Raw genomic sequence first — 20274 nt, forward strand, 5'->3', positions numbered from 1 at the left:
CGCCCCACCTCTTAAAGCAGCGCCCCACCACTCCCGCTCCAGGCCCCGCGCGCAAAGGTGCGTCCATGATCGACATCCCCTATGCCGACCGGCCCCTGTTCCGGCCCGGTCCCAAGAGCCTCAACTGGCTGATTCCCCTGGGCATGGGCGCGGTCGGCTGGGCGCTCTACATGCGTTACATGGTGGTGGAGCCGGCGCTGGTCGGCCTCGCCTGCGAGGCGGGGCTGGAAAGCATGGGCTGCTACGGCCGCGCCGCGGTGCTCACCCTGTCCTTGTGGAACGTGTTTGGCATTCTCGCCCTGGGCGGCGCCGTCATCCAGCTCCTTGCCCCGTCGCTGGCGGCGTTCGCCATGACGCTGGTGTTCGCCGCCTTCGCCCTGGTGTTTCACAACGAGATCGCCGGGGCGCTGGCGGCCATGCTCCTCATCCTTTCCTTCGCACGGCCTGGACCCGCCACAGCGTGAAGGCCAGCACCAGGCACAGCGCACCGAACCAGGCCGCCTGCCAATTGGCGAGGCTCTCGTTGAGCGGCACATAGATGCCGCCGATCAGCAGCACCCAGGCGGCGACGGTCTCGCCCAGGCCTGAGCCCTCCCGCTCCGCCCGCCGCACCAACAGCGGCGCGAACAAAGCGGCGACGATGCCGGTCAGCGGAAACACCGGAAAATCCTTGTAGCGCGGATCGAACACCAGTTCGAAGGCGACTGCGCCCGCGGCCACCACGCCCAGCAGCAGCAGCAGCGCGGCGAGAATCGCCATGGGCGTCGAACGGGCCCTGAGCCGTCCATCCAGCGCCACCGAGAACGGAGCGAGGCCCTGGCCGGAGGCGATGACCGCCGGCATGCCCACCACCGCCGCCAGCGCGAGCGCCAGCAGCGCGCCGTTGCGCAGCCAGCCCACCAGGCCCAGGCTTTCCAGCGGCAGGGCGGAGATGGCCGCGCCCAATGTCGCGCCGCCGAACAGCGCCACCAGGGACACCGCGCCCCACTCCGCCGGGGTCACGCCCTCCTCGCGGCTGCGTCCGGCCCGCCACGCCGCCCCGAACGCGCTGGCCACCGCCAGCACGCCGACCACGATATGCATGCGCCATCCGGGAAAATCCTCCACCGGCTGGCCCCATTCAAACTTGGGCGCGCGGGTGCCGGCATCGATGAGGCCCCAATGGCCGCCCACGGTGCCCTCGCTGCGGCGCTTCCAGGGCTGGTCGAACGCCTCGATGACATTGACCCGATAGCCGCGCTTCTTGGCGAGGCTCACCACGTCGTGCATCACCCGGGCCTGATTGGAGGGGGACGGCAGCGCCTCCTCGCGCATGCGGCCGGCGCTGGGCCAGCCGGTTTCGCCGATCAGGATCTCCTTGCCGGGAAAGGCCTCGGCCATGCGCTGGCGAATCTCATCCACATGGGGCCCCGCCTCCGCCGCCGACACCGGCAGATCCTCCCAATAGGGCAGGATATGGACGGTGACGAAATCCACGTTCTCGGTGAGTCCCTTGTTGCGCTCCCAGAATTCCCAGACGTCCGCATAGGTCACCGGCACGTCGCCCACCTGGGACTTCACCCAGCGCAGGGTGGTGCCGAGATCGGTGGCCGACATCTCGCCGCGCAGCAGCACCTCATTGCCGACCACCACGGCCTTAACCACGTCGCGGTTTTCCTGTGCGAGACGCACGCCGGTGTCGAGCTCAATGCGATTGCGGTCCACATCGGGGCCGAGCCACACGCCGAGCAACATGGAAAGCCCGTGCTTGCGGGCGATGTCCGGGGCTTTGTCGAGCCCCATCTCGATGGAATAGGTGCGCACGCACGAGGTGATCTTGGCGAGCTGCGCGAAATCCTCGTCGATCTGCGCCTCGGGGATGACGAGGCCCTTCTGGAACGGCGACTGGCCATCACGGAACGGAGCATAGGAGACGCACGGCAGCTTCTCTCCAGCCGCCAGCGGCGAGGGCGGCATCGCCACGGGCCGGCCGAGCCAAACCCACAGGCCAGCAACGAGAGCGGCAACAACAAGGGCGAGGACCAGCGGGAGCCGCACGAAGGACGACATCGGAACTCCAAAGCCAAGCAAGACAGAGCCTGCCCCCTTACGGCGCCGCGGGACAGTGGCGAGCGGAGAGTAGCAAGGCGGGCTGTGGCGGCACATAGAGCCTCCCGGCGGCCCTGTGAAGTCACCTCGCCGCGAGAGAGCAGCAGCCCGGCGCGCGGCGATCGTTCGCCATTAACGCAGGCCCGCGCCGTCATGCTGACAAATTCGCTGCCTTCACCTAACGTGTCGCCGCGGATCGCTCCGCCCCTCCCTTTGAAGAACATGGCTCTCATGCAACGCTTTAAACTCCAGGCCCTGGCGGGCGCTCTCGCCATCGCGTGCAGCACCCTTGTCGCGCCCCTGCCGGCAGCGGCCCAGTCCCAGCCCAACGATCAGAAGCCGGCGCAGGAGACCCCGCAGACCCCCGAGCAGAAGGCCGCGCAGGAAGCGCAGCGCCGCTCCATCGAGGAGTTCAACGAGGCGGCCAAGCTCCCGGGCACCGCCGGCCTGCCGGAGTGCGTCTGGACGGGGCGGCGGATTGCCGCACTGCTGTGGAACGACGACATCGACACCGCCCGTCGTCACCAGGAGATCTACGAACGCTTCGGCTGCCCCACCGAGCACCTCAAGCTCGCCTTCCGCTGCCTGGTGCGCCAGGGCAAGATTGATCCCAAGGCGCGCGAACGGGTCGACGCGCGTGTGCATCAGTGCTGGATCAACCCGGATTACATCGCCGCCCCGCCGCCGGCACCGGCGCCCGCGCAACAATAAGATCATGGACGGGTCATCGACCTGACGCAGCGGCGTCCCATGCCCGCCATGATCAGGATTTAACTCCAAAGGTGAGCATGTTAGTTTCTCGATGCATCGCAGCGTACGGCTTGGCCTGAGCTGCGGTGCCGACCGTGGGGCAGGTCGAAAGGGTGCTCCGGATCCAGATTTTCCAGAACCTTTCGCTACAGTTGAGCGTTCCTGGTTCAGATATCCCAGATTTGGGTGGGCATCGCCATGCGTCCCGGTCTTGCTGCTGCGGCAGCGGTCATCGCGATTGTGACTTCGATCCACGCCGCGATGTGGATTTCCCTGCGTCCCGAGGTCAGCGCTCCGAACGTCACGGATCGCTTCCAAAGCCTGTCGTTCGCCCCCTTCAGCCGGAGCATGAGCCCGGAAGGCGAGGCGCCGACAAACGCAGCGCAGATCCGTTCCGACATGAAGGTGGTGGCGCCCTACACCCGGGGCGTGCGGACCTATTCGTCCACCAACGGCAAGGAGCTGATCGCGCCCATCGCCGGCGAGGAGGGCATCAAGGTCACCGCTGGCGCGTGGCTGAACCGCGACAAGGATAAGCAGACCGGCGCCGTCATCGAGAAGGCCAAGGACGGCAACGACCGCGAGATCGCGGGCGTGATCGAGGTGGCCAAGAAGAACCGCAACGTGCAGGCGGTGGTGGTCGGCAACGAAACCCTGCTGCGTGACGACATGGACGACCGCGAGCTCGCCGAGCTCATCCGCCAGGTGAAGCGGCAGGTGAACGTGCCGGTGACCACCGGCGAAATCTGGAACACCTGGCTCGACCACCCGGAAGTGGCCGCCTCCGCGGACTTCATCCTCGCCCACATCCTGCCCTATTGGGAGGACGTGCCGGCCGACAAGGTGGTGGACTTCACCATCAACGCTTACAACCGCCTGCGCGCGGCCTACCCCGGCAAGCGCATCGTCATCGGCGAGTTCGGCTGGCCCTCGCACGGCTTCAACCGCGGCGCCAGCGTGCCCGACCCCATCGAGCAGGCCAAGATCATCCGCGATTTCGTGGCGCGGGCGGACGCGCTCGGCATCGAGTACAACATCATCGAGGCGTTCGACCTGCCCAAGAAGCAGAACGAAGGCTCGGTGGGCCAGTACTGGGGTGTGTTCGATGCCGACCGGAACCTGAAGTTCCCCCTCACCGGCCCCATCGTTGAGCACAGCTACGCCCCCACCGCCATCCTGGCCCTGCTGCTGGGCGTGCTGTTCACTCTGCCGCTGCTGCGCATGCGCGACCTCACCATGTCCCAGGGCCTGGTGCTGGCCGGCGCGGCCAACGGCGTCGCCGCCTGGCTGGCGACGGTGGTGGACTATTGGATGAACCACTATGTGACCGGCGGCGACTACGTCACCCTGGCGCTCAGCGTGGTGATGCTGGTGCCCCTGGTGTTCGTGCTGCTCTACCGGGTGGAGGAGATGGCCGCCATCGCGTTCGGCAACGGCCCCCATCGCCTGGTGGAATCGCTGAAACCCGCCACCCCGTCCCGCTTCCCCAAGGTCTCCATCCATGTGCCCGCCTATCGCGAGCCGCCGGAGATGCTGATCGAGACCATCGACGCCTTGGCGAAGCTGGAATATCCGAACTTCGAAGCGATCATCATCATCAACAACACGCCCGACCCGGCGATGGTGGAGCCGGTGCGCGCGCACTGCGCCAAGCTGGGTGACCGCTTCAAGTTCATCAATGCGGAGAAGGTGGCCGGCTTCAAGGCCGGTGCCCTGCGCATCGCCCTGGATCACACCGCCTCCGACGCCGAGATCATCGGTGTCATCGACGCCGACTATGTGGTGACGCCAGACTGGCTGAAGGACCTCGTGCCCGTGTTCGAGGACCCCACCGTGGGTCTCGTCCAGGCGCCGCAGGACCATCGCGACGCCGGCCTCAGCCCCCTGCACGAAGCGATGAATGCCGAATATGCCGGCTTCTTCGACATCGGCATGGTCCAGCGCAACGAGGACGACGCCATCGTGGTGCATGGCACTATGTGCCTGATCCGCCGCGCCGCCATGGTGGAAGCCGGCAACTGGTCGTCGGACACCATCTGCGAGGATACCGATCTCGGCCTCTCCATCGCCGAGAACGGCTGGAAGACCCATTACACCCGCAAGCGCTACGGCTACGGCCTGCTGCCCGACAATTTCGAGGCCTTCAAGAAACAGCGCCACCGCTGGGCCTATGGCGGCTTCCAGATCATCAAGAAGCATTGGCGGCGGTTCCTGCCCGGCCGCTCGCGCCTGACCACGGCCCAGAAGCGCCACTTCGTGCTGGGCTGGATCTCCTGGCTGGGCTCGGAATCGGTGGGCGCCGCCATGGCGTTGGCGTCCCTCGCCTTCGTGCCGTTCGTGCTGCTGTTCGGCGTCTCGGTGCCGGCCTATGTGCTCACCCTGCCCATCCTCATGACCTTCCTGGTCTATCTGCTGCACTTCGTCAGCCTCTACCGGCTGCGGGTGGAAACCACGCCCCTGCGCATGCTCGGCGCCGCAGTGGCGGCGAGCGCGGTGCAGTACACGGTGGCCAAGGCGGTGCTGGACGGCTTCCGCTACAAGGATCTGGCCTTCGCCCGCACCGCCAAGGGCAAGAACTGGCTCGCCGGCGCGGCCCGCCACTTCCCGGCCCTGCCCGAGGCGACCCTCGGCGGCCTGCTGCTGCTGGCCGGCATCGCGCTCATCGTGCTGAACAACATGCCCGGCGTGGCGCTGACCAAGAACGACTGGCGGCATATCCGCGAGATCAATCTCTACGGTATCGCCCTGATGGTGCAGAGCCTGCCGTTCGCGGCGGCGGCGCTGATCGGCTGGTTCGAGAACTCGCGGCTGAACGACTTTGCGCTGTGGCGGGCAATCATCGCCAAGGTGGCGCCGCTGCTGCCGCGTCGACTCACCTCGAGCCGCCCCCCGGCGCTGGTGGATTGACGCGCGCCCTCCCCCGCGCGCCACACGCCCAGCCGCGCGGCTGGCGATCTTCCGCTTTCAGTGATGCGACGCCCGGCCCCACGGCCGGGCGTTTGCTTTTGCGCTCGGGCGATGCACCATGAGATCCATGCCCCTCCCGTACGGCCTCATCCTCGCTGGCGGCCATGGGCGCCGCATGGCGACCAGCACCGCGGCTCCGCTGCCCAAGCGGCTGATGCCCAAGCCGTTGGTGCCCAAGCCGCTGGTGCCCAAGCCGCTGGTGCCCCTCGCCGGCCGCCCGCTCATTGCCCACGTGCTGGCGCGCGTCGCACCGCAGGTGGCGGGCCTTGCCATCAATACCAACGATCCCGCTGAACTGTATGCCGGCTTCGGCCTGCCCCTGGTGCCCGACACGCTGGCCGGGCGGCCCGGCCCCCTGGCTGGAGTTCTGGCGGGGTTGGAGTGGCTGGCCCGGCAATCGCCCGAGACCCCGCTGCTGACGGTTCCCGCAGACACACCATTTCTGCCCGGCGATCTGGTCTCCCGACTCATACATCGGTATACCGGCAGCGCAGGGGTGGTCTGCGCGGCTTCGGCCGGACAGCGCCATCACGTCATCGCGCTATGGCCGCCAGGGGCCCGCGAACCGCTGGCCGAGGCTCTTGCTGCAGGGCAGCGGAAAGTCGGGCTTCTCCTCGAGACCCTTGGCGCCGTAACAGAAAACTGGGAGACGGCAGACGGTGATCCGTTCTTCAACGTGAACACGCCGGAAGACCTTACCGTTGCTGAATTTCGCCTCTCTGCCCTGCAATGAAGCATGGTCATGCTTGCGGCAGGATTGGGGAGGGTTTAGGACTGCGCTGCGGCGGCTTCGCGCCAGCGAAGGCGCCCAGTCCGCCCAAAGGATGAGGGATCCATGGACGCCACCAACAACACCGGGGCCAAATCCGCCAAGCTGAGCTTGGGCGAGCAGAGCTGGGACCTGCCGATCCGCGGGGGAACCATCGGGCCTGACGTGGTCGACATCTCGAAGCTCTATGGCCAGACCGGGATGTTCACCTACGACCCCGGCTTCACTTCGACGGCCTCTTGCGAAAGTAAGATTACCTATATCGACGGCGACGAGGGCGTTCTGCTCTATCGCGGCTATCCCATCGAGCAGCTCGCCGAGGACGGCGACTTCCTGGAGACCTGCTATCTCCTGCTCTACGGGGAGCTTCCCACCGCCGCCCAGAAGGCGGAATTCGACCATTCCGTGACTCATCACACGATGATTCACGATCAGATGACCCGTTTCTTCAACGGTTTCCGCCGCGACGCCCACCCGATGGCCATCATGGTGGCTTCGGTCGGCGCTCTGTCGGCCTTCTATCACGACTCGACCGACATTTCTGACCCGACCCAGCGCCTCATCGCATCCATCCGCATGATCGCGAAGATGCCGACGCTGGCGGCCATGGCCTACAAATATTCCGTTGGCCAGCCCTTCGTTTATCCAAAGAATAGCTTGGATTATACGTCCAACTTCCTGAACATGTGCTTCGCGGTTCCCTGCGAAGAATACAAGGTGAGCCCCACGCTCTCCCGCGCCCTGGATAAGATTTTCATTCTGCATGCCGATCACGAGCAGAATGCATCCACCTCCACGGTGCGCCTCGCCGGCTCCTCGGGCGCCAACCCGTTCGCCTGCATCGCGGCCGGCGTCGCCTGCCTCTGGGGTCCCGCCCATGGCGGCGCCAACGAGGCGGCCCTGAAGATGCTCGCGGAAATCGGTTCCGTGGACCGCATCCCCGAGTATATCGCCCGCGCCAAGGACAAGAACGATCCGTTCCGTCTCATGGGCTTCGGTCACCGGGTCTATAAGAACTACGACCCGCGCGCCAAGATCATGCAGAAGACCTGCCACGAAGTGCTGACCGAGCTGGGCATCAAGGATGACCCGCTGCTCGACGTGGCCGTGGAGCTGGAGCGCATTGCCCTTCACGATGAATACTTCATCGAGAAGAAGCTCTATCCGAACATCGACTTCTATTCGGGCATCACCCTGAAGGCGATGGGCTTCCCCACCACCATGTTCACCGTGCTGTTCGCTCTCGCCCGCACCGTGGGCTGGATCGGCCAGTGGAAGGAGATGATCGAGGATCCGAGCCAGCGCATTGGCCGTCCCCGTCAGCTCTACACCGGCGCCGATCGTCGCGACTACATCCCCATGTCGCAGCGCAAGTGAGCCGCGGACAGACGACACGATATCGGCCCGCATGGCGGCTTCCCCGCCGCGGCGCCTGAGACCAACAGGGCGAAACCGCAAGGTTTCGCCCTGTTTTCATTCGCCCTGTTTTCATAGGCCCCTGCCGCGCCCACTGGCGGCGCACGCCGTTGCCAGTGGGCGCGCGACACATGGCGCGGTCCCCGCGGCCTCGCGGCCCGCAGACCAGCAGAATGCAGATGTGAGGGAGAGCGGTGCGCGCCGCAGCGGCGCACGGATCACGCTCCGGGCAGCGCCGCCGGTCGGCCGCTCCGGGCCAAACGCAGCACGACCTCGGCAGCCCGGGCGCTGGGGCTGGGGCCACGGATGGCGAAGATGTCGTCGAGCCGGCCGAAGCCATCCTCCTGCAGCTGGCGACGCGGGCTGTCCTCCAGCATCTCGCCCAGGGCCGTAGCGAGCACCTGCGGGTTACAGAACTCCTGCAGGAATTCCGGCACCACGTCTGCGCCCACCACCAGATTGGCGAGGATCACCGTCGTGCCCTTCAGCACGCGCCGGCCGATCTGCGCCTCCAGCCAGCCCACACGATAGGCGGCCACATGGGGCACGCCGGCCAGGGCGAGTTCCAGGGTGACCGTCCCCGAGGCGGCGAGCGCCGCCCGCGCCGTGCGGAAGGCCGCATATTTCTCCTCGGGCGTGGTGACGATGCGCGGCTTGACCGGCCACGATGCGACCGTCTCTTCCACCAGCCCCTTCAGCCGCGGCAGGGTGGGTAGAACGAGATCCAGCGGGCGCTGCGCCGCCACCATCGCCAGCGCCGCCCCAAAGTCCGCCCCAAGGCGGGAGATCTCGCGCCGCCGGCTGCCCGGCAGCACCAGCACGCGGGCAGGCTCCGCCCGGCGGCGCTCGGCCTCGGCTGCTGAGGGGCGCAGCTCATCCAGGTGTTCCAGCAATGGATGACCCACGTAGAAGGTGGGTGGCCCGCCCAGGCGCCGATGCACCTCCGGCTCGAACGGCAGCAGCGCCAGCAGCGCGTCCACATAGGGCCGCATGGCCGCTGCGCGTCCCTCCCGCCAGATCCACACGGTGGGCGAGACATATTTCACGATGGGAATGCGCGGATTGGCCGCCCGCACCCGGGCCGCCACGCGGTGGGTGAAATCCGGTGCATCCACCAGCACCAGCACATCCGGCGGATCCTTGAGGATCGCCGCCACGGTCTGCCGCAGCCGGCGCAGGATGATGGGCAGCTTGCCAATCACCGCCGTCACGCCGATGGCGGTGAGGTCCTCCATGGGATAGAGGCTTTCCAGCCCTGCGGCGGCCATCCGGGCGCCGCCAACCCCACGAAAATGGAGCGGGGAGCCAGCCGCCTGGGCCAGCGCCTCCATCAGCGCGCCGCCCAATTGGTCGCCGGATTCTTCCCCCGCCACCACGAAGATGCGCAGCGGCGCCGCGCGCGGCGCCTGCGGGGCCGCCCCCTCGCCGGTCGTCACGCGAGCGCTCCAGGGGCACCGTGGCCCACACCGACGACAAACAGGCCGGCCGCATCGGCAGCGGCCACCAGCGCCTGGGTCTCGGGCACGATGGCCCCGCCCGCCTCGAAGGCGATGCCGCGCAGCCCCACCTCGTGGGCGCGCGCCACCGTGGCCGGCCCCAGGGAGGGCAGATCGATCCGACGATCCTGCTCGGGCTTGGGCGCCTTCACCAGCACGCCATGGCCGGCACTCACCCGCAGCCGCCCGCTGCGCCGCAGCTCGCCATAGCGCGCCAGCATCTGATCGGTGCCTTCGGCCGCCTCCACGGCGGCCACCCAGCCATCCACCACGATCACCCCCTGCCCCACATCGTAGGGTCCGAGGGCGCGGATGACGTCGAGGCCGCGCGCCACATCTGCGCGGTCCTGGGGGCTCGGCGTCACGCCGCCCAGCACCCCTTCCGGCAGCAGGAGGCCGGGCGCCACCTCATGGGCACCGGACAAAGTGAAGCCCTGTTCCGCCACCAATTGCAGCACGCCGGAAAGCAGATGATTGTCGCCACCACGGAACAGGCCGGCAATGCGCGGCAGCAATCGCAGCATCGTCCAATCGAGGCCGAGATCGCGCAGCCGCGGCCGCGTGAGCCCGCCCACCATGACCACCTGCTGGATGCCCCGCGCCTTCGCTTTCGACGCGACCGAACCCAAAGAGCCGAGGCGGAACCAATGGTGCTCGTAGCGTTCCAATGCGGGATCGGCAAAGCCCTGGATGAGGAAGAGCACCACCTCGCGGCCCTGCGCCCGCACCGATTCGGCCACCGCCGCCGGGAAGGCGCCGCTTCCCGCGACGATACCCAAGGGTCGCTCGTCCATGGTCTCCATCCCGGCAGACGCGGATGCGCGCCCCATTGGATCCGGCTCGCGGCTCACGCCTCGCTGCTCACGCCTCGCGAGGGATGGCACAGCGCGCGATTGCGATCCGCGTCGATAAAGGCCATCACCTGCGCCGCGAAGGGCGAGGTTTCCACCTTCTCGCGCACCTGCGCCAGGCGCTGGTCGAAGGTGCCTTCGCCGAAGAATAGATCGCGGTAGATCGCCCGCGCCTCGTGCAGCTGGGTCTTGGTGAAGCCGCGCCGCCGCATGCCGATGACGTTGAGCCCCACCAGCTTGCCGGCCTGGCCCAGCACGTTGCCGTAGGGGATCACGTCCTCGCGCACCCCGGTCAGACCGGAGATCATGCATTGCGCGCCGATGCGGGTGAACTGGTGCACCGCGCACAAGCCGCCGAGAAAGGTGAACTCGCCCACCGAGACGTGGCCCGCGAGCGTCGCGTTATTGGCGAAGATGACCTGATCACCGACGATGCAGTCGTGCCCCACGTGGGCGCCCACCATCATCATCACGCCATTGCCGATGCGGGTTTCGCCGCGGCCATTGGCGGTACCGATATTGGCGGTGGTGTGCTCGCGCAGCTGGCACTTCTCGCCGATGAAGAGTTTGGTGCGCTCGCCCTTGTAGTGCACCGACTGTGGCGGCGTGCCCACGGAGGCGAAGGGATAGATCTCGGTACCGGCACCCACCGTGGTGTCGCCCTGGATATTCACGTGGGCGTGCAGCTTGACCCCCTCGTGCAGCACCACATGCGGACCGACAATGCAGTAAGGGCCGATGACCACGTCATCAGCAAGCCCCGCCACGTTTTCAACACGGGCGGTGGGGTCGATTTTCGGCACGCTCAATTCTCCACGATCATGGCGCCGACCTTGGCTTCGGCCACCAGTTCGCCCCGCACCCGAGCCTCGCCCCGATACCACCACATATTCCGCCGCCGGGAGATGCGCGTCATGTGGTATTCCAGCACGTCGCCTGGCACCACCGGACGACGGAACTTGGCTTCGTCGATGGTCATGAAATACACGAGCGAGGGCTGCTGCTTGTCCTTGCCGAGCACGCAGACCACGCCCGCCGTCTGGGCCATGCCCTCGATGATGAGCACGCCGGGCATGACCGGATTGCCGGGAAAGTGGCCCTGAAAATGGGGCTCGTTCGCCGTCACGTTCTTGATGCCGACGCAGGAGGCATCACCGTCGATGCGCTCCACCCGGTCCACCATCAGGAACGGATAGCGATGGGGCAGGCACGACAGCACCTTCTGGATGTCCGCGCTCTCCAGCACCTTCTCGTCGCCGGTGGCCACCTGCGAGGGAACCGTCTCGCTCATGCCTTGTCCTCTTCCTTTCCTTCGCCGTGCGCGCCACGGGCCGCCAGCCGCTTCAGCGTGGTGACCTCGCGGAACCACTCGCGCACGGGCTTTGCCGGCGAACCGCCCCAGCGCACGCCGGGCGGAACATCGCTGTTCACATTGCTTGAGGCCGCGATCTGCGCGCCATCACCGATGGTGACGTGCCCCACCACGCCCACCTGGCCCCCGAGCATCACGAAATCGCCGAGGCGGGTGGAGCCGGAAATGCCGGTCTGCGACACCACGATGCAGTGGCGACCGATCACCACGTTGTGGGCGATCTGCACCAGGTTGTCGATCTTCGTGCCTTCGCCGATGACGGTATCGGAGAGTGCGCCGCGATCCACCGTGGTGTTGGCACCGATCTCCACGTCATCCTGCAGCACCACACGGCCGAGCTGGGGCACCTTGAGATGGCCGCGCGGGCTCGGCTGGTAGCCAAAGCCATCGGAGCCGATCCGCACGCCGCCGTGCAGGATCACGTTATTGCCGACCAGCGCATGGATGACACTGACGCCAGGACCAATGGAGCAGTTGCGGCCGATGCGCACGTTGGGGCCGATGATGGCGCCGGCACAGATCACCGTTCCCCCACCGATCTCTGCACCGGGACCGACCACCGCGCCCGGATCCACCGTGACCCCGTGCTCGAGCCGCGCCGAAGGATGCACCTGCGCACCGGGCGCGACGCCTTCCTGCCCGAAGATGGATAGGGGCCGCAGCGCTGCGGGAAAGAGCGTGCGGATCACCGTCAGGAATGCGGCAGCCGGACGGGGGGCGATCAGCAGCGGCAAAGCCCCTTCAGCCTTGGCGGCGAAGCGCTCGGAGGTGATGCAGGCCCCTGCCCGGCTGCTGGCCATCTTGTCCGCGAACTGCGGCGTGTCGCAGAAGGCGAGTTCGTCGGGACCCGCGGTCTCCAGCGTGGCGACGCCGCGCAGCAGCCGCGTGCCGGCCCCCTCCACGTCTTCCCCGTCCTTTGGACGCAGCTGCGCCCCGCACAGGGTTGCAATGGCCGCCAGGGTGAGGGGCTCCGGCAGCGGGAAGAATACAGGCTCGCTCATAGCTAGACATGATCAGGCGCCGGACAGCGTCGGCTTTCGCCTCGGCCCTCCGGCGCCTGCCTTTAGGAGAGAGATGTCAGAACCGGGTGCCGCCCGAGAAGCGGAATTCCTGGATGTCGTCGTAGCTGGCCTTCGACATGGCCCAGGCATAGTCGAACCGCAGCGGACCGAAGGGCGACTGCCAGATGAGGCTGGCGCCGATGGACGACCGCACCACATTCTCATCGGCGACGCAGACGTTACCGACAGGGTTCTTCGTGTTGTAGCCGGTGCTGGCGCAGTTCACGAGGTTCGAGTTGCCGTAGAAGTTGTTGGTGTTCCAGCCGGGCACACCCGAAAAGGTGGTCGGGCCATTGTAGTCATAGACCGAGCCGGCATCGGCAAACACCGCCATCTTCAGACCGATGTCCTTCGGCAGGAAGGCCAGCGGAAACTGCACTTCCGCCGACAGACCCCAGTAGAGCGTGCCGCCCAGGGCCGTCGAATTGTTCTGAAGGCAGTTGTAGTAAGCGGCGGTCGCAACGTTCGCCGTGCCATTGGCGGCACGGGTCGCGCAGGGCGCCACGTCACGGGGACCGATACCGGACGGGGCGAAGCCACGCACCAGGTTGGGACCCATGAAGAAGTTGTCGGTGATGTTCAGGTCGTCATCACCCCAGGAGCTCACATAGCCCGCCTGACCATGCAGCAACAGCACCGCGTCGCCGTACATCAGGGGGGTGTAGTGACGGATGTCGGTGGTGGTGCGGATGAAGTTCACATCGCCGCCGAGACCCGCCAGATCCTGCTTGAGCTCTGCATACAGGCCCTGGGTGGCGTTCTGGCTGTTATCGAGACCGTTGAACGACAGGGTGTAGCCGAGCGCCGACGTGATGGTCGACCCCTGCGCCACCGCCTCGCGCACCGCCCACGAGGTGGTGCTCTGGCAATACTGCTGCAGCTCGTAGGTGTTGTAGGTGTCGATATCGCAGGTGGACAGATCACGCTGGTAGAGGTTGTAGCGCAGGGCCAGCGTCACCTCGTCGGTGATCGGCAGACCGAACCGCAGACCGCCACCCACCGTGTTGGTGGCATAGCTGGTGTAGCTGGTCGCCTGCGTCTCCTTCCAGTAGAGATCGAAGCCGGCGGCCAGACGGTAGCCCAGGAAGTAAGGCTCGGTGAAGGAGAACTCGGCACCCTGGGCATTCTGACCCCAGGAGCCCGACACCTTCACATACTGCCCCCGACCCAGGAAGTTCTTCTCGCCCAGGGAGATCTCACCAATGATGCCGTCCGAGGTGGAGTAGCCGCCGGAGATGGCGAACTCACCCGTGGGCTGATCCTCGACCGTCACCACCAGAATGACGCGATCGGGGGCCGAGCCGGGCTCGGTGGAGATCTTCACGGTCTTGAAGTAGCCGAGGTTGCGCAGACGCCGCTCCGCCCGATCCACCAGGACGCGGTTGTAGGCATCGCCTTCGCCCAGATCGAACTCACGCCGGATCACCCAATCGCGGGTACGGGTGTTCCCGCGGATCTCGATCCGCTCCACATACACCCGCGGCCCCTCTTCGACCACGAAGAGCACGTTGATCCGCTTGGCCTCGAAGTCGCGATCGCCACGCGGACGCACCTGGGCGAAGGCATAGCCGTTCTTCGACACCTCGATGGTGATGTTCTCGACAGACTTCTCCACCATGTCGGCGTTGTAGGTCTGCCCCTCGACGGCCCGCACCACCCCCTTGAGGGATTCCGGGGTCACGTCGCGGATATTGGAGACCACATCCACCTTGCCGAACTTGTAGGGCTCGCCCTCATCCAGCGTGAAGGTGATGATGTAGCCATTGCCGGCCGGATCCAGCTCCGCCGTCGCCGACAGGATGCGGAAATCGGCGTAGCCATTCTTCAGATAGAAGCGGCGCAGCAGCTCCTGATCGGAATTCACCCGATCCGGATCGTACACGTCCGTGGACTTCAGGAACGACAGCCAGTTGGTGGTGGTGGTCGAGATGACGTCCTTCAGCTTCCAGTCGGAAAACGCCTTATTGCCGACGAACTTGATGTCCTTGACGCCGACCTTCTCACCCTCAGTGACCTCGAACACCAGATCCACACGGCCGTTACCGCGATCAATGGTGACCGGGTTCACCCGGACGTTCATGCGGCCCGAGCGCTGGTACACATCGATGATGCGCTGCGTGTCGGCCTGCACGGTGGCCTTGGACAGGGTGCCCCGCGGCTTGGACTGAACCTCGCCCGCCAGCACCTCATCCTTGATCTTCTTGTTGCCCTCGAAGGCGACCTTGTTGATCACCTCATTCTCGGACACCCGCACGATGATGCGGCCACCCGACTGGCTGACCTGCACATCGGAGAACAGGCCGGTCGCATAGAGCGCCTTCCAGGCCTCGTCGACCTTGGCGGCCGTGTAAGGCCCCTTGCCGAAGTAGGAGCGGATCGTCTCCGCGTCCACACGGCGGTTTCCTTCGACCACGATGGAGCTCGATTGAGCTGCGGCCGGGCTTGCCACGACAAGGGAACCAGCCCCCGCCGACACCGCCACACATGCGGCAATGCCTACTGCGGCGGCCAGCTTTCTCAACACCCGGAGCGGAGCAGTCATGTGGCACGCAACCTTAAGAAATGTCGACGATCACGAACCCGTGCGGGGACCCGCAACGGATTCTCACCCTGTGGAGCCGCTTTTACAGGCTTTTGATCGCGCTGCAAACCGAGCGCACCATCCTGCCCGCCTTTTTGCCGAGACCGTTGCGCTGCCGCCACGACCCCTAGCACCCCCACAAAGCCCTTACATTGCAGCAATATGCAGGACATCGTTCCAGGTCGCGAAGATCATCAGCATCAGCACCAGTGCCAGCCCGATCCGGAACCCGATGTCCTGGGTGCGCGCGCTCAGCGGGCGCCCCCTCACCGCCTCGAAAGCGTAGAACAGAAGATGCCCCCCATCCAACATCGGGATGGGAAAGAGGTTAAGAAGACCAATAGAAACGGACAGCACCGCCGCCAGCGACAGCAGCGCGCCGATTCCATACGTGGCCACCTGCCCGGAAACCTGGGCGATGCGGATCGGCCCGCCGAGCTGGTCCGCTGATTCCCGGCCGACGATGAGCCCGCCCAGATAGTCGAAGGTGCGGGTGACCACGAACCAGGTCTCCTGCACCCCCATGCCCACCGCCTCCACCGGCCCATAGCGGCGGGTGGTGATGTCGCCCTGGGCCAGCGATCGCGAGATTCCCAACAGCCCCGTGCGATGCACGTTGCCGAAGCCGTCCTTCACTTCCTTCAGCTCGGGGGTCGCCGTCAGCCCCACCTCGGCGCCGCCGCGCTCCACCCGGAAGGCCAGAGGCTGCCCGGCATTGATGCCGACGATGCGCTGCATGTCCGCGAAGCTCTCCACCGGCGAGCCGTCGATGGACAGCACCAGGTCCCCCGGCTTGAAGCCGGCCCGCTCGGCGGCACTGCCGACACTCACCTGGTCCACCCGCGGCGCCGTCTCCTGGCGCCCGAACACCATGAAGACCAGGGAGAAGATGACGATAGCGAGAATGAAATTGGCGATGGGCCCCGCGGCGACGATCGCTGCCCGCCACTTCAGGGGCTGGAAGAAGAAGCTCTCCCGCCGCTCCGCCGCGCTCATGTGGTTGAGCTGGGCCTGATCGGGCACCGAGGCGGCATCCTCATCGCCGAAAAATTTCACATAGCCGCCGAGCGGAATGGCCGAGAGCCGCCAGCGGGTGCCGTGCCGGTCATAGAACCCGGCGATCTCCGGGCCGAAGCCCAGCGAGAAGGTGACCACCCGCACGCCGGCCCGCCGCGCCACCCAGAAATGCCCAAGCTCGTGAAAGAACACCACAAGGGTGAGCACGAAGAGAAAGGGAATGATGTAGCCCAGCAGCGACGTGCCAAAACCGGTGAGACTGGCTCCCAAAGCCGAAACTGCGTCCATCGTCCCTCGTCCTTGCGCCGGAACCGGCGTCGCGCCGCCCGTACTTTGCCTCTTAGGATGCCTTTGCGGCAAACTTAGGCAAGAGCGCCGCGCTCAGCCGTCGCGCCTCCTGATCCACAGCCAGGGCCTCCTCGACGCTGGCGGGTGCCGCGCCGGCGCTGACCCGCGCCAGGGTCTCCTCCACCAGATCGGTGATTCCGTAGAAGCTGATGCGCCCTTCGAGGAAGGCGGCCACCGCCACCTCATTGGCACCGTTGAGCAGGGTCGGCGCCGCCCCGCCCGCCGCCATGGCGGCCCGGGCGAGCCGCAAAGCGGGAAAACGCACCTCGTCCGGCGCCTCGAACGTCAACTGGCCGCAGCGCACCAGATCGAGCCGCCGGCTGGAGATGGACAGGCGCTGCGGATAGGCCAGGCAGTGGGCGATGGGCACGCACATATCGGGCACCGCAAGCCCTGCCACCACCATCCCATCCACGAACGACACCAGGCCGTGCACCACGGATTCGGGATGCACCACCGCATCGAGCTGCTCCGGCGCCAGGGCGAACAGATGGCGGGCCTCGATCAGTTCCAGCCCCTTGTTCATCAAGGTCGCCGAATCGATGGTGATCTTCGCGCCCATGGACCAGTTGGGATGCTTGAGCGCATCGGCACGGGTCGCCCGGGCAATCTCGTCCCGGTTCTTCAGGCGGAACGGCCCGCCCGATGCCGTAAGGGTCACCCGCTCCACCGCCACGTCCGGCGCCGCCGACAGGGCCTGGAAAATGGCATTGTGCTCGCTGTCCATGGGCAGCAGCTCGGTGCCGCGCCGCGCCGCTTCCGCCATGAAGAAGTCGCCCGCCGCCACCAGGCATTCCTTATTGGCAAGGGCCATGCGCCGCCCCGCCCCCAGTGCCGCCACCGAGGGAGCGAGCCCGGCGACGCCGACGATGGCGCTCACCACCAGATCGGTCTCGCGGGCGGCCGCCTCGCACACCGCCGAAGGTCCCGCCCCGCAGGCGATGCCGGTGCCCGCCAACGCTTCCGCCAATTCCGCGCCGGCGGCGGGATCCGCCACCGCTGCGAACCGCGCGTTCAGCCGCACCGCCATTTCGGCCAACGCCCGCGCCTGGCGCCCACCGGCCACCGCTTCCACGGTGAACCGCCCGGGCGCATCCGCCAGCACCTTCGCGACGCTGTGCCCGATGGAGCCGGTTGCCCCGAGAATCGACAGCCGCTGCGGCGCGCCGTCGGGTCGTGGCCCCGGCGCCGACCGGAGCGGTGTCGTCATCGCCGACGTCTTCATGGCCGACGTTCTTATGGCCGGTGTCTTCATGACGCAGGTCCTACCACATCAGCAGGCCGGCGGCAGGATCGATGGCCATCCGCAATTCGGCCAGCACAAGCGCCACCAGCGCAGCGGCTGCGAATCCATCCAGCCGATCCAGAAGGCCGCCATGACCGGGAATGAGACGGCTCGCGTCCTTCACGCCACAGCGCCGCTTTACCGCCGATTCGGCGAGGTCGCCGGCCTGGCTCACCATGCTGAGGCCCGCCGCCACCAGCACCAGCGGCAGCAGATTTCCGACGCCGCCGATGGCCGCCACCGCCAGCCCGGCCGCCACCGCCGCCAGCACGCCACCGATGGCGCCAGACCAGGTCTTGTTGGGTGAGACCTGCGGCCACAGCTTGGGGCCTCCCAGAAGGCGGCCGGAGAAATAGGCAAAGATGTCGGTGGCCCATACCACTGCGTAGAGAAACAGCACCGCCAGCAGGCCCAGGGGCCCCTGCCCCCGCAGCGCGATCACCGGCAGCGCCGCCGCTCCCGCCACCAGCAGTCCGGACAGGCTCCACACGCTCTGACGCGGCACCACCAGGGCGGCCCCGGCCGCGCCGATCAGCAGCAGGCTCAGCGCATAATGGCGATCGGACAGCATCAGCAGCGCGCCGGCCCCGCACAGGGTCACCGCGCACAGGGTGAACCAAGCGGCCCGCTGGCCCAGCCGCGAGATCTCCCCCCACTCGTGCAGTATGGCGAGCCCCGCCAGCAGCCACAAAGCGGCAAACGCCCAGCCGCCGAGCACGGTGATGCCCAGCACCAGAGGCACCAGAACCAAAGCCGAAACCGTGCGATTCTTCAGATCGCCGCCAATGGCCCGCATCAGCGCGCCGCCGATGGGGTCACGCCACCGAACCGGCGCTCGCGGCGGGCAAATTCCGTCACCGCAGCAATCAGCGCCGCCTTGTCGAAATCCGGCCAGTAGATGGGCAGGAAGACGAATTCCGCATACGCCGCCTGCCACAACAGGAAATTGGACAGGCGCTGCTCGCCCGACGTGCGCACGATGAGGTCGGGGTCGGGAATGCCCGCCGTCTCCAGCCGCGCGGCGATCATCTCCGGCGTCACATCCTCGGGCCGGATCCGCCCGGCCACCGCGTCGGCGGCGATGGCGGCGGCGGCGGCGGCAATCTCCTGGCGTCCGCCATAGTTGAAGGCGACGATGAGGGTGAGGCCCGTATTGTTGCGGGTGAGGGCCTCCGCCTCGCTCAGCAGCGCGCAGATCTCCTTGGCAAGCCCCGCCCGCTGGCCGATGACGCGCACCCGCACATTAGAGGCGTGCAGATCAGCCAGATCGTTACGGATAAAGAACTTCAGCAACCCCATCAGCTCGCTCACCTCAGTGAGCGGCCGTGACCAGTTCTCGTGCGAGAAGCTGTAGATGGTCAGGTAGCGGATGCCGAGCTCGCGCGCCGCATGCACGCACCGCCGCAGGGCCTCCACCCCACGCCGATGGCCCTCCACCCGCGGCAGCTTGCGCGCGGTGGCCCAGCGCCCATTGCCGTCCATGATGATACCCACATGGGTGGGCACCATCGCCGGCGTCCCGCTGGGGGCGCCCTCGTCGCCGGCGGCGGGCAAGGTCATGGCATGCTCGGGGCTCAACGCGTGGCGCTCCTTTCACCCGCAGCTCAGACCGAGAGAATTTCCTTCTCCTTGACGGCCACCACCTGATCCACCTCGGCGATGGCCTCATCGGTGGCCTTCTGCACATCCTTGGAGAGCCGCTCCAGGTCATCGGAGCTCATCTCGGCGTCCTTTTCCAGCTTCTTGAGCTGGTCCATGCCGTCCCGGCGCACGTGACGCACCGAAACCCGCGCGGCCTCGGCATATTTGTGCGCCACCTTCACCAGCTCCTGACGGCGCTCCTGGTTCAGCTCGGGAATGCGCAGCCGCAGCACCTGGCCCTCGGTGGCCGGGTTCAGGCCGAGGTTGCTGTTCAGGATCGCCTTTTCCACCGCGCCAACCATGCCGCGATCCCACACCTGCACCTGCAGCATGCGCGATTCCGGCACCGACACCGTGGCCACCTGGTTGAGCGGCATCTTGGAGCCGTAAGCCTCCACGGTGATGGGCTCCACCAGGCTGGCGGAGGCCCGCCCCGTGCGCAGCCCGCCGAGCTCATCCTTGAGCACGCCGATGGCGCCCTGCATGCGGCGCTTGATGTCGGCGATATCGAAGGAACCGGTGCTCATGGCATTCCCCTGTGCAGTCACGTCTCGGCGCGGACGGCCGAACCTTTTATCCTTTCGTCGCCCCGAGGGCGACGGCGAAGTTCATAAATCGGCGCCGGATCCAGG

At 66.8% G+C, this 20274-nt stretch carries 17 protein-coding genes; 5 read left to right on the plus strand and 12 right to left on the minus strand.

Features of this window, described 5'->3' with window-relative positions:
* Positions 1-65 precede the first annotated feature (65 nt).
* On the plus strand, positions 66-464 hold the full coding sequence (locus ACU4E7_RS20290) for a hypothetical protein (protein ID WP_238121260.1): 399 nt from the start codon (positions 66-68) through the stop codon (positions 462-464).
* Here ACU4E7_RS20290 and ACU4E7_RS20295 read toward each other — a convergent pair.
* Positions 424-2049, minus strand: coding sequence for a glycoside hydrolase family 17 protein (locus ACU4E7_RS20295; RefSeq protein ID WP_447019936.1), 1626 nt, complete (start codon positions 2047-2049; stop codon positions 424-426). The two genes, ACU4E7_RS20290 and ACU4E7_RS20295, sit on opposite strands and share 41 nt — an antisense overlap.
* Before the next feature lie 270 nt (positions 2050-2319).
* On the opposite strand from ACU4E7_RS20295, the gene ACU4E7_RS20300 reads away from it, so the two are divergent.
* From ACU4E7_RS20300 to gltA, 4 genes are all read left to right on the plus strand, one after another.
* Positions 2320-2799 (plus strand): hypothetical protein, encoded by a 480-nt coding sequence (locus ACU4E7_RS20300; protein ID WP_238121258.1) that lies wholly within the window; start codon positions 2320-2322, stop codon positions 2797-2799.
* 300 nt (positions 2800-3099) lie between these two features.
* Positions 3100-5745 (plus strand): glycosyltransferase, encoded by a 2646-nt coding sequence (locus ACU4E7_RS20305; protein ID WP_447019937.1) that lies wholly within the window; start codon positions 3100-3102, stop codon positions 5743-5745.
* 127 nt (positions 5746-5872) lie between these two features.
* Complete coding sequence (gene mobA / locus ACU4E7_RS20310) at positions 5873-6538, plus strand: molybdenum cofactor guanylyltransferase MobA (protein WP_447021674.1); 666 nt, start codon at positions 5873-5875, stop codon at positions 6536-6538.
* A 102-nt stretch (positions 6539-6640) separates the two neighbouring features.
* The gene (gene gltA / locus ACU4E7_RS20315) at positions 6641-7951 is read left to right on the plus strand and encodes a citrate synthase (RefSeq protein ID WP_238121255.1); all 1311 of its coding nucleotides are present in this window, start codon (positions 6641-6643) and stop codon (positions 7949-7951) included.
* Positions 7952-8208: 257 nt separating this feature from the next.
* Here gltA and lpxB read toward each other — a convergent pair whose 3' ends face one another.
* The 11 genes from lpxB to frr all read right to left on the minus strand — a co-directional run bounded on the left by lpxB (position 8209) and on the right by frr (position 20169).
* Positions 8209-9426: a lipid-A-disaccharide synthase gene (lpxB, locus tag ACU4E7_RS20320; RefSeq protein WP_447019938.1), complete on the minus strand. Its 1218-nt coding sequence runs from the start codon at positions 9424-9426 to the stop codon at positions 8209-8211.
* Entirely contained in the window at positions 9423-10280 is an 858-nt protein-coding gene (locus ACU4E7_RS20325) for an LpxI family protein (protein ID WP_238121254.1), read from the minus strand. The genes lpxB and ACU4E7_RS20325 overlap by 4 nt, the downstream gene beginning before the upstream one ends.
* Before the next feature lie 53 nt (positions 10281-10333).
* The gene (lpxA, locus tag ACU4E7_RS20330) at positions 10334-11140 is read right to left on the minus strand and encodes an acyl-ACP--UDP-N-acetylglucosamine O-acyltransferase (protein ID WP_447019939.1); all 807 of its coding nucleotides are present in this window, start codon (positions 11138-11140) and stop codon (positions 10334-10336) included.
* A gap of 2 nt (positions 11141-11142) precedes the next feature.
* On the minus strand, positions 11143-11628 hold the full coding sequence (gene fabZ / locus ACU4E7_RS20335; protein WP_238121252.1) for a 3-hydroxyacyl-ACP dehydratase FabZ: 486 nt from the start codon (positions 11626-11628) through the stop codon (positions 11143-11145).
* A complete protein-coding gene (gene lpxD / locus ACU4E7_RS20340; protein WP_238121251.1) occupies positions 11625-12710 on the minus strand; it encodes a UDP-3-O-(3-hydroxymyristoyl)glucosamine N-acyltransferase in 1086 nt (361 codons plus the stop codon). Before lpxD ends, fabZ begins: the two co-directional genes overlap by 4 nt.
* A 76-nt stretch (positions 12711-12786) precedes the next feature.
* The gene (bamA, locus tag ACU4E7_RS20345) at positions 12787-15312 is read right to left on the minus strand and encodes an outer membrane protein assembly factor BamA (protein WP_238121250.1); all 2526 of its coding nucleotides are present in this window, start codon (positions 15310-15312) and stop codon (positions 12787-12789) included.
* Between the two features lie 186 nt (positions 15313-15498).
* A complete protein-coding gene (gene rseP / locus ACU4E7_RS20350; protein ID WP_238121249.1) occupies positions 15499-16656 on the minus strand; it encodes an RIP metalloprotease RseP in 1158 nt (385 codons plus the stop codon).
* A gap of 52 nt (positions 16657-16708) precedes the next feature.
* Entirely contained in the window at positions 16709-17926 is a 1218-nt protein-coding gene (gene dxr, locus ACU4E7_RS20355) for a 1-deoxy-D-xylulose-5-phosphate reductoisomerase (protein WP_447019940.1), read from the minus strand.
* 55 nt (positions 17927-17981) lie between these two features.
* The gene (locus ACU4E7_RS20360) at positions 17982-18797 is read right to left on the minus strand and encodes a phosphatidate cytidylyltransferase (RefSeq protein WP_447019941.1); all 816 of its coding nucleotides are present in this window, start codon (positions 18795-18797) and stop codon (positions 17982-17984) included.
* Entirely contained in the window at positions 18797-19561 is a 765-nt protein-coding gene (locus ACU4E7_RS20365) for an isoprenyl transferase (RefSeq protein WP_447019942.1), read from the minus strand. The genes ACU4E7_RS20360 and ACU4E7_RS20365 overlap by 1 nt, the downstream gene beginning before the upstream one ends.
* A gap of 44 nt (positions 19562-19605) precedes the next feature.
* Positions 19606-20169, minus strand: a complete 564-nt coding sequence (gene frr, locus ACU4E7_RS20370; protein ID WP_238121247.1) for a ribosome recycling factor — start codon at positions 20167-20169, stop codon at positions 19606-19608.
* Positions 20170-20274: the final 105 nt, after the last annotated feature.

Source organism: Xanthobacter sp. ZOL 2024 (assembly GCF_052932325.1).

Excerpts from the sequence above, each read along its gene's own strand:
- ACU4E7_RS20290 (WP_238121260.1), top strand. The coding sequence starts at position 66 with ATGATCGACATCCCCTATGCCGACCGGCCCCTGTTCCGGCCCGGTCCC.
- ACU4E7_RS20295 (WP_447019936.1), bottom strand. The coding sequence starts at position 2,049 with ATGTCGTCCTTCGTGCGGCTCCCGCTGGTCCTCGCCCTTGTTGTTGCC.
- ACU4E7_RS20300 (WP_238121258.1), top strand. The coding sequence starts at position 2,320 with ATGCAACGCTTTAAACTCCAGGCCCTGGCGGGCGCTCTCGCCATCGCG.
- ACU4E7_RS20305 (WP_447019937.1), top strand. The coding sequence starts at position 3,100 with ATGTGGATTTCCCTGCGTCCCGAGGTCAGCGCTCCGAACGTCACGGAT.
- mobA (WP_447021674.1), top strand. The coding sequence starts at position 5,873 with ATGCCCCTCCCGTACGGCCTCATCCTCGCTGGCGGCCATGGGCGCCGC.
- gltA (WP_238121255.1), top strand. The coding sequence starts at position 6,641 with ATGGACGCCACCAACAACACCGGGGCCAAATCCGCCAAGCTGAGCTTG.
- ACU4E7_RS20325 (WP_238121254.1), bottom strand. The coding sequence starts at position 10,280 with ATGGACGAGCGACCCTTGGGTATCGTCGCGGGAAGCGGCGCCTTCCCG.
- fabZ (WP_238121252.1), bottom strand. The coding sequence starts at position 11,628 with ATGAGCGAGACGGTTCCCTCGCAGGTGGCCACCGGCGACGAGAAGGTG.
- lpxD (WP_238121251.1), bottom strand. The coding sequence starts at position 12,710 with ATGAGCGAGCCTGTATTCTTCCCGCTGCCGGAGCCCCTCACCCTGGCG.
- bamA (WP_238121250.1), bottom strand. The coding sequence starts at position 15,312 with ATGACTGCTCCGCTCCGGGTGTTGAGAAAGCTGGCCGCCGCAGTAGGC.
- rseP (WP_238121249.1), bottom strand. The coding sequence starts at position 16,656 with ATGGACGCAGTTTCGGCTTTGGGAGCCAGTCTCACCGGTTTTGGCACG.
- dxr (WP_447019940.1), bottom strand. The coding sequence starts at position 17,926 with ATGACGACACCGCTCCGGTCGGCGCCGGGGCCACGACCCGACGGCGCG.
- ACU4E7_RS20360 (WP_447019941.1), bottom strand. The coding sequence starts at position 18,797 with ATGCGGGCCATTGGCGGCGATCTGAAGAATCGCACGGTTTCGGCTTTG.
- ACU4E7_RS20365 (WP_447019942.1), bottom strand. The coding sequence starts at position 19,561 with ATGACCTTGCCCGCCGCCGGCGACGAGGGCGCCCCCAGCGGGACGCCG.
- frr (WP_238121247.1), bottom strand. The coding sequence starts at position 20,169 with ATGAGCACCGGTTCCTTCGATATCGCCGACATCAAGCGCCGCATGCAG.